Annotated in this window: 10 protein-coding genes; 1 reads left to right on the top strand and 9 read right to left on the bottom strand. The window is 71.9% G+C overall.

The genetic code is table 11. From position 1 onward, the window contains the following. Positions 1-15: 15 nt before the first annotated feature. The 9 genes from murG to rsmH form a co-directional block, all read right to left on the bottom strand. Positions 16-1104, bottom strand: coding sequence for an undecaprenyldiphospho-muramoylpentapeptide beta-N-acetylglucosaminyltransferase (murG, locus tag E5082_RS07390; RefSeq protein ID WP_031183759.1), 1089 nt, complete (start codon positions 1102-1104; stop codon positions 16-18). Positions 1105-1110: 6 nt separating this feature from the next. Continuing rightward, positions 1111-2469 carry a putative lipid II flippase FtsW gene (gene ftsW / locus E5082_RS07385; protein ID WP_135790458.1) on the bottom strand — a complete coding sequence of 453 codons (1359 nt, stop codon included), beginning with the start codon at positions 2467-2469 and terminating at the stop codon, positions 1111-1113. 68 nt (positions 2470-2537) lie between these two features. After that, entirely contained in the window at positions 2538-3980 is a 1443-nt protein-coding gene (gene murD / locus E5082_RS07380) for a UDP-N-acetylmuramoyl-L-alanine--D-glutamate ligase (protein WP_190045174.1), read from the bottom strand. Beyond that, entirely contained in the window at positions 3962-5035 is a 1074-nt protein-coding gene (gene mraY / locus E5082_RS07375) for a phospho-N-acetylmuramoyl-pentapeptide-transferase (protein ID WP_030810142.1), read from the bottom strand. The genes murD and mraY overlap by 19 nt, the downstream gene beginning before the upstream one ends. Beyond that, positions 5032-6447 carry a UDP-N-acetylmuramoyl-tripeptide--D-alanyl-D-alanine ligase gene (locus tag E5082_RS07370; protein WP_135790457.1) on the bottom strand — a complete coding sequence of 472 codons (1416 nt, stop codon included), beginning with the start codon at positions 6445-6447 and terminating at the stop codon, positions 5032-5034. The genes mraY and E5082_RS07370 overlap by 4 nt, the downstream gene beginning before the upstream one ends. Positions 6448-6451: 4 nt before the next feature. Further along, positions 6452-8122, bottom strand: a complete 1671-nt coding sequence (locus tag E5082_RS07365; RefSeq protein ID WP_135790456.1) for a UDP-N-acetylmuramoyl-L-alanyl-D-glutamate--2,6-diaminopimelate ligase — start codon at positions 8120-8122, stop codon at positions 6452-6454. 44 nt (positions 8123-8166) lie between these two features. Further along, complete coding sequence (locus E5082_RS07360; RefSeq protein ID WP_279638096.1) at positions 8167-10119, bottom strand: peptidoglycan D,D-transpeptidase FtsI family protein; 1953 nt, start codon at positions 10117-10119, stop codon at positions 8167-8169. Between the two features lie 5 nt (positions 10120-10124). Continuing rightward, positions 10125-10682 carry a cell division protein FtsL gene (gene ftsL / locus E5082_RS07355; protein ID WP_135790454.1) on the bottom strand — a complete coding sequence of 186 codons (558 nt, stop codon included), beginning with the start codon at positions 10680-10682 and terminating at the stop codon, positions 10125-10127. Between the two features lie 43 nt (positions 10683-10725). Next, positions 10726-11682 carry a 16S rRNA (cytosine(1402)-N(4))-methyltransferase RsmH gene (rsmH, locus tag E5082_RS07350; protein WP_135790453.1) on the bottom strand — a complete coding sequence of 319 codons (957 nt, stop codon included), beginning with the start codon at positions 11680-11682 and terminating at the stop codon, positions 10726-10728. A gap of 416 nt (positions 11683-12098) precedes the next feature. Between rsmH and E5082_RS07345 the strand changes: the two genes are divergently transcribed. Further along, entirely contained in the window at positions 12099-12671 is a 573-nt protein-coding gene (locus E5082_RS07345; protein WP_135790452.1) for a beta-class carbonic anhydrase, read from the top strand. Positions 12672-12701 lie beyond the last annotated feature (30 nt).

Below are 12701 nucleotides of genomic sequence, written 5' to 3'. Positions count from 1 at the left end.
TTCGTCGTGCGATGCCTAACGGCTGGAGGCGATGGCCTCGTACACCATGCCGACGAGCAGGTCGTCGGCGTCCCGGCGGCCGAACTCACCGGCGGCGCGGGACATCTCGTAGAGACGGTGCGGGTCGGCGAGGACGGGGAGCACGTTCTGCTGCACCCACTCCGGCGTCAGTTCCGCGTCGTCCACGAGGAGTCCGCCACCCGCCTTGACCACCGGCTGGGCGTTCAGCCGCTGTTCGCCGTTGCCGATGGGCAGCGGGACGTAGGCGGCCGGGAGCCCGACGGCGGTCAGTTCGGCGACGGTCATCGCGCCCGCGCGGCAGAGCATCATGTCGGCCGCGGCGTACGCGAGGTCCATCCGGTCCAGATAACTTACCGGGACGTACGGGGGCATCCCCGGCATCTGCTGCACCTGCGGCAGTTCGTTCTTCGGGCCGACCGCGTGCAGGATCTGGATGCCGGCCTGCTGGAGCCAGGGCGCGACCCGCTGGACGACCTCGTTGAGGTGCCGGGCGCCCTGGGAGCCGCCGGAGACGAGCAGCGTGGGCAGGTTGGGGTCCAGGCCGAAGCGGGCGCGGGCCTCGGGGCGCGCGGCGGCACGGTCCAGGGTGGCGATGGAGCGGCGCAGCGGGATGCCGATGTAGCGGGCGTCACGCAGCTTGCTGTCGGGCGTGGAGACCGCGACCCGGGCCGCGTAGCGGGAGCCGATCTTGTTGGCCAGGCCGGGGCGGGCGTTGGCCTCGTGGATCACGATCGGCACGCCCAGGCGCTTGGCGGCCAGGTAGCCGGGCAGCGCGACGTAGCCGCCGAAGCCGACCACCGCGTCCGCCTTGGTGCGCTCCAGGATCTGCTCGGCGGCCTTGATCGTGCCGCGCAGCCGGCCCGGCACGGTGATCAGCTCGGGGGTGGGCTTGCGCGGCAGCGGGACCGCCGGGATCAGCGCCAGCTCGTAGCCGCGCTCCGGGACGAGCCGGGTCTCCAGACCGCGCTCCGTGCCCAGGGCCGTGATCCCCACGGTGGGGTCCTGCCTGCGCAGGGCGTCCGCGAGGGCGAGCGCGGGCTCGATGTGGCCCGCGGTACCCCCGCCGGCGAGTACGACATGCACCGAAATTCACCGCTCTCCGGACGAACGCGCCGCCGAGGCACGCCGTCGCATCGTGTTCCATCTCCGTGGCACCCGCTCGGCACGGGAGCCCCCCGACCGCTTTCTACCAAAGCGGGGTTGCCGCATCGCAAGTGCCGCCCGCGCACCGGGCTCGTCACGCGCGAACGCGATCAGCAGCCCGACGGCGAACATGGTCGGCAGCAGGGCGGACCCTCCGTAGGAGAACAGCGGGAGCGGGACGCCGGCGATCGGCAGCAGGCCGAGCACCGCACCGATGTTGATCACCGCCTGGGCGATGAGCCACGTCGTCACGCCTCCCGCGGCGTACCTCACGAAGGGGTCCTCCGTGCGTCCGGCCACGCGGATACCCGCATAGCCTAGAGCCGCGAACAGGGCCAGTACCGACAGCGTGCCCGCCAGGCCCAGTTCCTCACCTGTGACGGCGAAGATGAAGTCCGTGTGAGCTTCGGGGAGTTGGCCCCATTTCTCCACGCTGGCACCCAGTCCGGAACCGAAGATCCCGCCCGAGGCCAGGGCGTAGATGCCGTGCACGGCCTGCCAGCAGTCGGCGGCGCCCGCCTTGGGCTCGGTGGCGCCGATGCAGGCGAGCCGGGCCATCCGGTTGGGGCTGGTCTTGATGAGGATCACACCGATCAGCCCCGCCACCGACAGCACCCCGGCGAAGAGCCGGGTCGGGGCGCCGGCCAGCCAGAGCAGGCCGAAGAGGATCGCGGTGAGGATGATCGCGGTGCCCATGTCACCGCCGAGCATGATCAGTCCGAGCAGCAGGAAGGCGACCGGTACCAGCGGGACCAGCATGTGCTTCCACTGGGTCAGCAGCCGCTTCTCCTGCTTGCGGGCGATCAGGTCGGCGCCCCACAGCACCAGGGCGAGCTTGCCGAACTCGCTGGGCTGGATCTGGAAGGAGCCGCCGAGCGAGATCCAGTTCCGGTTGCCGTTGACCGACATCCCTATCCCCGGCACCTGCACCAGGGCCATGGAGAACACGGCGGCGGCCAGGATCGGGTAAGCCAGCGCCCGGTGCAGCTTGACCGGCATCCGGGAGGCGGCGAACAGCAGCGCGCCGCCGATGAGCGCGGCGAGGAACTGCTTGCGGAAGAAGAACGAGCCGGGCAGCGAGAGCTGCAGCGCGGTGATCTGGGAGGCCGAGTAGACCATCACCAGGCCCAGGACGGTGATCAGCATGCTGCCGCCCAGGATCAGGTAGTAGGCGGTCAGCGGCCGGTCCCACGCCTTGCGGGCGCGGTCGCGCAGCCGGCGCAGCGGGTTCTCGGCCGCGATCCCCGGGGGCGCGGGCCGGGCCGCCCGCTGTACGGGCGGCCGTCCGGTACGGCTACTGGGCATCCTGGCCTCCGCTGAACGTCGACCGTCCCACGCGTCCCTCCCAAGGTCCGCCCGGCGGGCGGCCGGGGTCAGGCGCCGAGTTCGCGGACCGCGGCCGCGAACGCGTCGCCGCGCTGGTTGTAGTTGGTGAACATGTCCATGGAGGCACAGGCCGGGGCCAGCAGGACCGTGTCGCCGGGCCGGGCCAGCCGCTTCGCCTCCGTCACCGCCTGGAGCATCGCCCCAGTGTCGGTCCGGTCGAGGTCCACGACGGGTACTTCCGGGGCGTGTCGCGCCAGGGCCTCGCGGATCAGCGCGCGGTCGGCGCCGATCAGGACGACCCCCCGCAGCCGCTTGGCGGAGTTGGCCACCAGCTCGTCGAACTCGGCGCCCTTGGCCAGTCCCCCCGCGATCCAGACGATCGGCTCGTAGGCGGCCAACGAGGCTTCAGCGGCGTGGGTGTTGGTGGCCTTGGAGTCGTCCACGTAGGCCACGCCGTCGATGTCGGCGACGTGGGCGATGCGGTGGGCGTCGGGCTTGAAGGCGCGCAGTCCGTCGCGCACCGCCTGCGCGGGCACCCCGAAGGAGCGCGCGAGGGCCGCCGCGGCAAGGGCGTTGGCGATGTTGTGCGGGGCGGGCGGGTCGACATCGGAGACCTCGGCCAGCTCCTGCGCGTTCTTCTGCCGGTTCTCCACGAAGGCGCGGTCGACCAGGATGCCGTCCACCACGCCGAGTTGGGAGACGGCCGGCGCCTGGAGCGTGAACCCGACGGCGCGGCAGCCCTCTTCGACATCGGCCTCGCGCACCAGGTCCTCGGTGCGGGGGTCGGCCACGTTGTAGACGCAGGCGACCTTGTTGCCCTCGTAGATGCGGCCCTTGTCGGCGGCGTAGGCGTCCATCGAGCCGTGCCAGTCGAGGTGGTCCGGGGCGAGGTTGAGGACCGCGCCGGAGTAGGCGCGCAGGGAGGGCGCCCAGTGGAGCTGGTAGCTGGACAGCTCGACGGCGAGCACGTCGTACTGCTCGTCGCCGAGGACCGCGTCCAGCACGGAGACGCCGATGTTGCCGACCGCGGCCGTGCGCAGGCCCGCCGCCTTGAGGATGGCGGCGAGCATCTGGACGGTGGTGGTCTTGCCGTTGGTGCCGGTGACGGCGAGCCAGGGGGCCGCGTCGGGCCCGCGCAGGCGCCAGGCCAGCTCGACGTCGCCCCAGACGGGGACGCCCGCCTCCTCGGCGGCGCGGAACAGCGGCTTGCCGGGCTGCCAGCCGGGGGCGGTGACGATCAGCTCGGTGCCCTCGGGCAGGGTCGCGCCGTCGCCGAGGCGGACGGTGATGCCGAGCGCCTCCAGTTCCGCCGCCTGCTCGCGGGCGCGGGCGTCGTCGCCGTCGTTGACGGCCGTGACGATCGCCCCGCGCGCGTGCAGCGCCTTCGCGGCCGGCAGGCCGGAGACGCCGAGGCCGGCGACGGTGACGTGCTTGCCCTGGAATTCGCTGGTTCCCGAAGGCACCGAGGAGGTCACTTGTCCGCTGCCCATCCCGCGTAGAAGAGGCCCAGTCCGACGATGACGCAGATGCCCTGGATGATCCAGAAGCGGACCACGACAAGGACCTCGGACCAGCCCTTGAGTTCGAAGTGGTGCTGGAGCGGTGCCATCCGGAAGACGCGCTTGCCGGTGAGCCGGAAGGAGCCGACCTGGATGACGACCGACATGGTGATGAGGACGAACAGGCCGCCCATGATGGCCACCAGCAGCTCCGTGCGGGAGAGGATGGCCAGGCCGGTGAGGACACCGCCGAGGGCGAGCGAGCCGGTGTCGCCCATGAAGATCTTCGCCGGGGAGGTGTTCCACCACAGGAAGCCCAGGCAGGCGCCCATCAGGGCGGAGGCGACCACCGCGAGGTCCAGCGGGTCGCGCACCTCGTAGCAGGCGGCCGGGTTGGTCAGGGTCATGGCGTTGGCGCAGGACTCCTGGAACTGCCAGACGCCGATGAACGTGTAGGCGCCGAAGACGAGGACGGAGGCGCCGGTGGCCAGGCCGTCCAGACCGTCGGTGAGGTTCACGCCGTTGGACATGGCGAGGATCATGAAGAGGGCCCAGACCACGAACAGCACCGGGCCGATGGTCCAGCCGAAGTCAGTGATGAACGACAGCTTGGTGGAGGCCGGCGTGTTGCCCCGGTTGTCGGGGAACTGCAGGGCGAGGACGGCGAAGCCGATGCCGACTATGAGCTGGCCGGCCATCTTCGCCTTGGCCCGCAGACCGAGCGAGCGCCGCTTGACGATCTTGATGTAGTCGTCGAGGAAGCCGACCAGGCCCATGCCGAACATCAGGCCGAGCACCAGCAGGCCGGAGTAGGTCGGCGGCTTGCCGGTGATCACCTTGCTGAGGAAGTACGCGGCGATCGTGGCCAGGATGAAGGCGATACCGCCCATGGTCGGCGTACCGCGCTTGCTGGCGTGCTCGCGCGGGCCGTCGTCGCGGATGTACTGACCGTAACCCTTGCGGGCGAGGAGCTTGATCAGCAGCGGGGTGCCGATCAGCGTCAGGAAGAGGCCGATGACGCCCGAGAACAGGACCTGGTTCATCATCGGGCGGAAACCTCACCCTCGGTACCGGCCTCGGCGAGCGTCTGCGCGACGCTCTCCAGCCCCACCGACCGGGACGCCTTCACCAGCACGACGTCCCCCGGACGCAACTGCTTGCGCAAAAGGTCGATCGCCGCCTGTGCGTCGGACACGTGCACCGACTCCTCACCCCACGAACCCTCGTTGTATGCGCCCAGTTGCAGCCAGGAGGCTTCGATGCCACCGACCGCGACGAGCTTGCTGACGTTGAGCCGGACGGCGAGCCGTCCGACCGCGTCGTGCTCGGCGAGAGCCTCGTCCCCCAGCTCGGCCATCTTGCCGAGCACCGCCCACGTGCGGCGCCCCTTGCCCATGGCCACGAGCGCCCTGAGGGCGGCCCGCATGGACTCGGGGTTGGCGTTGTAGGCGTCATTGACGATGGTCACGCCGTCCGGGCGCTCGGTGACCTCCATGCGCCAGCGGGAGAGGGTGCCCGCCCCGGAGAGCGCGGTGGCGATCTCGGTTGCGGACATGCCCAGCTCATGGGCGACGGCGGCCGCGGCGAGCGCGTTCGACACGTGATGCTCACCGTACAGGCGCATGGTCACATCGCTTGCACCGGAGGGTGTGTGAAGCCTGAAGGAGGGCTGTCCGCTGTCCGTGAGTCGTACGTTCTCGGCGCGTACGTCCGCTTCGGCCGACTCTCCGAAAAGGACCACCTTCGCCTTGGTACGGGAGGCCATCGCGCGCACCAGCGGGTCGTCGGCGTTGAGGATCGCCGCGCCGCCGTCCGCCGCGGAGGGCAGGCTTTCCACCAGCTCGCCCTTGGCCTGGGCGATCTGCTCGCGGCCGCCGAACTCGCCGATGTGGGCGCTGCCCACGTTGAGCACCAACCCGACCTTCGGCGGGGTGAGTCCCGCCAGGTAGCGGATGTGCCCGATGCCGCGGGCGCCCATCTCCAGCACGAGGAACTTCGTCTCCTCGGTGGCGGACAGGGCGGTCAGCGGCAGCCCGATCTCGTTGTTGAGCGAGCCGGGCGTGAACACGGTCGGCGCCTTGCCGCCGAGCACCTGGGCGATGAGGTCCTTGGTGCTGGTCTTGCCGGCCGAGCCGGTCAGCGCGACGAGGGTCGCGCCGAGCCGTTCGACGACATGGCGGGCGAGGGCGCCGAGGGCCTCCTGGACGTCGTCCACGACGATCGCGGGCACGCCGACGGGACGCGACGCCAGTACGGCGACCGCGCCCGCCTCGACGACCTGGGCGGCGAAGTCGTGGCCGTCCACCCGCTCGCCGACGAAGGCGACGAACAGGGTGCCGGGCACCACCTCGCGGGAGTCCCGGACGACCGGGCCGGTGACCTGGACGGACGTATCCGGTATGTCGTGCGTCTGCCCGCCGACGACTGCTGCGATCTCGGCGAGGGAGAGGGCGATCACAAGTTCATCCCTGGGTGTTCTGGATAGCTTCGCGGAGCACCTGGCGGTCGTCGAAGGGACGGATCACGCCGGCGATGTCCTGGCCCTGCTCGTGGCCCTTGCCCGCGACCAGCACCGTGTCACCGGCGGCGGCACGGCCCACGGCGGCGGCGATGGCGGCGGCCCGCTCCTCGAACAGCAGCACCTCGCCCCGCTCGTGCGCGGGGACGGAGGCGGCGCCTTCGAGCATGGTCGCCAGGATGGCCAGCGGGTCCTCGGAGCGGGGGTTGTCGGAGGTCAGTACGGCCGTGTCGGCGTACCGGGCCGCGGCCGCGCCCATCGGGCCGCGCTTGGTGCGGTCGCGGTCGCCGCCGCAGCCGAGCACGAGGTGCACCCGGCCCTTGGTGACCTTGCGCAGCGCCTTGAGCACCGATTCGACCGCGTCGGTCTTGTGGGCGTAGTCGACGACGGCGAGGTAGGGCTGTCCGGCGTCGACGCGCTCCAGGCGGCCGGGGACGCCGGGCACGGCGGCGATGCCGTCGGCGGCGGTCTGCGGGTCGATCCCGGCGGCGGCGAGGGCGGCCAGCGCGGCCAGGGTGTTGGCCACGTTGAACGGGCCGGGCAGCGGCGAACGGGCGTGCACCCGCTCACCCTTGGGGCCGAGCGCGGTGAACGTCGAGTCCATGGGGCCGATCTGGACGTCCTCGGCGCGCCAGTCGGCGTCCGGGTGGCCCTCGGCGGAGAAGGTGACGACGGGCACGCCGGCCTCGGTGACGAGCCTGCGGCCGTACTCGTCGTCGGTGTTGACCACGCCGAGCCTGCTGCGCTCGGGGGTGAACAGGCTCGCCTTGGCCTGGAAGTACTCCTCCATGCCGGAGTGGAACTCCATGTGCTCCGGGCTGAGGTTGTTGAAGACCGCGATGTCGAAGACGCAGCCGTCGACCCGGCCGAGGACCAGGGCGTGGCTGGAGACCTCCATGGCGACGGCGTCGGTGCCGCGTTCGCGCATGACGGCGAACAGGGCCTGGAGGTCGGTGGCTTCGGGGGTGGTGCGCTCGGACTTGATGCGCTCGTCGCCGATGCGGGTCTCGACGGTGCCGACCAGCCCGGTGGTCCGGCCGGCCGCCCGCAGGCCGCCCTCGACCAGGTAGGCGGTGGTGGTCTTGCCGGAGGTGCCGGTGATGCCGATCTGGAGCATGTCCCGGCCGGGGTGCCCGTAGATGGTGGCGGCCAGCTCGCCCATCTCCGCACGCGGGTCCTCGACGACCAGGACCGGCAGGCCGGTCGCGGCGGCGCGGTCGGCGCCCGCCGGGTCGGTGAGGACGGCGACGGCGCCCAGGCCCGCCGCCTGGGTGGCGAAGTCGGCGCCGTGCAGTCTGGCGCCGGACAGCGCGGCGTACATGTCACCGGGGCGGACGGCCCGCGAGTCGTGGGTGATGCCGGTGATCCCGGCGGTCTCGGCGGGCGCGGCGGTACCCAGTTGACCGGCCAGTTCCGCGAGGGAGATGGCGGAGACCTGAACCGGTCGCGGCGGTCCCGGATTTGTCACGGAAGCGCCTTTCTGAGTGGTTTGGGACTGATCGGCGTGTGGCACGGCGGTGAGCGTACCGGGAGTACCCGCTCCGGAGCTAAAACGGGGCTCGCGCTCGGTGCGGTGGGACCCTCGGTTCCCGTCGTCGGGGGTGATCGTTGTCACGGGCTCGTTCCTGGTGGTCGGTGCCTGGTTCCGGTGGGGGCGCCTCAGGGCTGGTAGGAGACGGGCAGGGCGGCGGCCTTGGCTCCGGTCGGCGGCACCTGCAGGGTCTTCAGCGCGAACTCCATCACCTGCTTGTAGACCGGACCGCAGATCTGGCCGCCGAAGTAGCTGCCGGAGGTGGCGTTCTGGATGGCGCAGTAGACGGTGACGCGGGGCTTGTCGGCGGGGGCGAATCCGGCGAAGGAGGAGGTGTAGCCGTGGTACCTCCCGGTGGCCGGATCGACGCGGTTGGCGGTGCCGGTCTTGCCCGCGACCCTGTAGCCGGGGATGCGGGCCTTGACGCCGGTGCCCTGCTCGTCGTCGACGACCGACTCCAGCATCTGGGCCACGGTCTTCGCGGTCTTCTCGCTGACCACACGGGTCTTCTTGGGCTTCGGCGCCGGGGCGAAGCGGCCGTCGGCGCCCTTGGTGCCGCGCACCAGGGTGGGCGCGACGCGGACTCCGCCGTTGGCGATGGTGGAGTAGACGGAGGCGGCCTGCATGGCGTTGATGGAGAAGCCCTGGCCGAAAGGGATCGTGTACTGCTGCGAGGTGGACCACTTGGCGGCGGGCGCGAGGATGCCCGGTGTCTCGCCGGGGAAGCCGAGCCCGGTGTAGCGGCCGATGCCGAACTGCCGCAGGTACGAGTAGAGCGTGTCGTTGGCGGCCCGCTGGGTCTTGCCGAGCTGGCCGGTGGCGAGGATGGTGCCGATGTTGCTGGACTTGGCGAGCACCCCGTTGAGGGTGAGGTACCAGGTGGCGTGGTCGACGTCGTCCTGGAAGAGCCGGTCGCCCCGGTGCAGCCGGTTGGGTACGACGACATGGGTGAGCGGGGTGGCCGCGTTCTCCTCCAGCACGGCCGCCATGGACATCACCTTGGCGGTGGAGCCGGGCTCGTACGCGTCCTGGAGGGCGGCGTTGCCCATGGCGGCGGAGTCGGCCTTGGAGAGGTCGTTGGGGTCGAAGCCGGGCGAGTTGGCCATGGCGAGGATCTGGCCGGTGGCGGTGTCCTGGACGACGACGTAGCCGCGGTCGGCCTTGGACTTCTTCACCTGCTCGGAGATCGCGTTCTGCGCGGCCCACTGGATGTCGCGGTCGATGGTCAGCTCGACGTCGCTGCCGGGCACGGCGGGCGTCTCGGTGGAACCCGCGGTGGGCACCTCGCGGCCGCCGGACTGGGCGTAGCGGATCTTGCCGTCCTTGCCGGAGAGCTGCTTGTCGAGTTGCTGCTCGATGCCGCCGCCGCCCCGGCCCTCGTTGTTGACCCAGCCCAGTATCCCGGCGGCCAGCTCCTTGTTGGGGTACACCCGCTGGCTGCTGGGGTCGGCGAAGACCCCGGCGAGCACGTTGGGGGTGCCCTTCTTGACGAAGGCGGCCTTGAGGTCCTTGATCTGCTTCCAGACCTGCGGGGTCTGCCGGGAGGCCAGCCGGGCGTAGCGGGACTGCTTGTTGGCCGGGCGGAGCTTCTTGACGAGCGCTTCCTGGTCCTGGCCGAGGATCGGGGCGAGCAGCGCGGCGGCCTGCTCGGGCCCGTCGGAGATCTTGAGCTGTTCGCTGTTGAACATCTTCGGGTCGGCGGTGATGTCGTAGGCGTCCTCGCTGACGGCGAGGGCGACGCCGTTGCGGTCGGTGATGCCACCCCGCTCGGCGGTGAGGATGTGCGCCACGTAGCGGTTCTGCTCGGCCTTGGCGCTGTAGGTACTGGCGTCCACCGCCTGCACCTGAAGGAGGCGCACGGTGAAGGCGGTCAGCACCAGGGCGAGGGCGAGGCCGATCAGGCGCAGCCGGGGCCGGGGGCTGCCGAGCCGCAGGGCGGGCTTGGCCGGGGGCCGCCGGCCGGCGGAGGGGCGGCGGGCGGGGCGGCCCTGGGAGCCGGGGCGGCGGGGGGCCGCGCCCCGGGGACGGGGCGGCCTCGCGGGTCCGGGCACGCGGCGGCGCGGCGTTTCCCTGTCGGACACTTCCGTCACCTGCCGGGGGTCGGGGTGGTGGGGGCGGACCGGAGGGCGCCGCCCGGCGCGGGAGTCGTGGCGGCGGGGATCGCCGGGGTGCTGCCGGGTGTGCCGCCAGGCGTGGTCGCGCCCGGCGTGGTCGCCGGTGCGGTGCCCGGGGCAGCCGTCAGCGCCTCGGGGGCGCGCGGGCCGGTGAGGGCGGCGGAGCGGGGGGCCGGGCTGGGGACGCCCTTGACGCTGCCGTCGGGATCGAGGAAGGCGGGGTCGCCGCCGGGGACCATGCCGAGTTCGCGGGCGCGGCGCTGAAGGGCGTCCGGCGCGGAGTAGGCGTCGATGTCCCGCTGGAGGGCCTGTTCCTCGTCGGTGAGGCTCTTGGTCTTGCGCTGTATGTCGTCCAGCTCGAACGACCCTTCGCTGAGCGCGGAGTTGAGCACCAGCAGGCCGAGGAGCCCGCCGCCGAGGAGCAGTACGACGAGGAGGACGAAGGGGGTGCGGGCCGCGCGGGCGCGGCCGGCGGGGATGAGCCGGGCCAGCCGGGCCGCCCTCCCCCGGGGTGCGGGCTTGCTGCTCACTGTCCCTCCCGGCGGGTCGTGGCACCCGGCCGGACCCGTTCGTTCACTCGGCGTCCTCCCTGATGCGCTCGACGCCGCGCAGCCTGGCCGGGGCGGCCCGGCGGTTCTCGGCGATCTCCTCCTCGGTGGGAAGTTCGGCACCGCGGGTGAGGAGCTTGAGGCGCGGCTGGTAGCGCTCGGGCACCACGGGCAGTCCGGGCGGCGCGGTGGTGGCGGCGCCGGCTGCGAAGACCTGCTTGACCAGCCGGTCCTCCAGCGACTGGTACGACAGCACGGCGATCCGGCCGCCGACCGCCAGCGCCTTCACCGCGGCCGGTACGGCCCGTTCCAGTACGGAGAGTTCGCCGTTGACCTCGATGCGCAGGGCCTGGAAGGTGCGCTTGGCCGGATTGCCGCCGGTGCGCTTGGCGGCCTGCGGCAGGGCGTCCCGGATCAGCTCGACCAGGCGGGCGCTGTTGGTGAACGGCTCCTTCTCGCGCTCGCGGACGACCGCCGAGACGATCCGCTTGGCCTGCTTCTCCTCGCCGTACGCGCGCAGGATGCGCACCAGTTCACCGGCCGGGTAGGTGTTGAGGACCTCGGCGGCGCTGATGCCGGACGTCTGGTCCATGCGCATGTCGAGCGGGGCGTCCTGGGCGTAGGCGAAGCCGCGGTCGGCCTCGTCCAGCTGCATGGAGGAGACGCCGAGGTCGAACAGGACACCCTGGACGGAGGGGATGCCCAGGCGGTCGAGGACCTCGGGGAGTTCGTCGTAGACGGCGTGCACGAGGGTGGCGCGGTCGCCGTAGGGGGCGAGGCGTTCGCCGGAGAGGCGGAGGGCTTCCTTGTCCCGGTCGAGACCGATCAGCCGGGCCTCGGGGAAGCGGGCCAGCAGTGCCTCGCTGTGGCCGCCGAGGCCGAGGGTGCAGTCGACGACCACCGCTCCCGGCCGCTCCAGGGCGGGCGCCAGCAGGTCCAGGCACCGCTGGAGCATCACCGGGACGTGTCGACTCTCGGTCAAGGGGGCCTCTCATTCCGGCGGGCGGTACGCACCGCCGGGTCCCCGCCCGCTCCGTGAAGGGGAGGCCCGCCGGCGCCGGAAGCGTCAGCCGGCCGGGAGCGGGAGGAGGCCGAGCCGCACGTACGCGCCGCGCACGCGGGGAGACGGTCCGGGCGGATGCCGGGATCTCCGGGGTTTCACCAGCGGGAAGAGCCGCGCCTCCCGCTTCGCGTCACTTTAGTCCACCCCGTGTCGCGGTCAATCAACCGGCCTGCGCGTCGCGTACGGCTTGCGGGCGGGCCCCGCGATTCGTCGGGATTCACCCGTCCGGCGGAGGTTCGCACTCCGTGTGGGTTAGCTCACAACAAGCCACGAAGTGGTTCTTTGTGGCCGCCCACAGCAGGCCGGGGACACCGTTGACCAGTAACGTCGGGTGCATGACGACTTCCGCAGCAGTTCCGACCGGGTCCGACGGCGCCATGACGGGTGACGGCAGCGTGACGGACCGCCTGGTCGACGCCAACCAGACATATGCGAGCGAGTTCACCGACCCCGGCATGGACGCCCGTCCGGTGCTCCAGGTCGCCGTCGTGGCCTGCATGGACGCCCGCCTCGACCTGCACGCCGCGCTCGGCCTCGAGCTGGGCGACTGTCACACGATCCGCAACGCGGGCGGCGTGGTCACCGACGACGTGATCCGCTCGCTGACCATCAGTCAGCGCGCGCTGGGCACCCGCAGCGTGGTCCTGATCCACCACACCGGGTGCGGTCTGGAGTCCCTCACCGAGGAGTTCCGGCACGACCTGGAGATGGAGGTCGGCCAGCGCCCGCCGTGGGCGGTGGAGGCGTTCCGGGACGTGGACCAGGACGTACGGCAGTCGATGCAGCGGGTGCGGACCTCCCCCTTCCTCCTGCACACCGACGACGTGCGCGGCTTCGTCTTCGACGTGCGCACCGGTCTGCTCCGGGAGATCGACCCGGCCGGCGGCGGCGCCGCGAAGTCGGCCTGACGCCCCGGCGGCCCTCCTCCCGCCCTCGTG

The sequence above is a fragment of the Streptomyces griseoluteus genome (assembly GCF_004784465.1).
Lineage (GTDB): Bacteria > Actinomycetota > Actinomycetes > Streptomycetales > Streptomycetaceae > Streptomyces > Streptomyces griseoluteus.
This window is presented reverse-complemented; position numbering and strand designations above follow the sequence as displayed.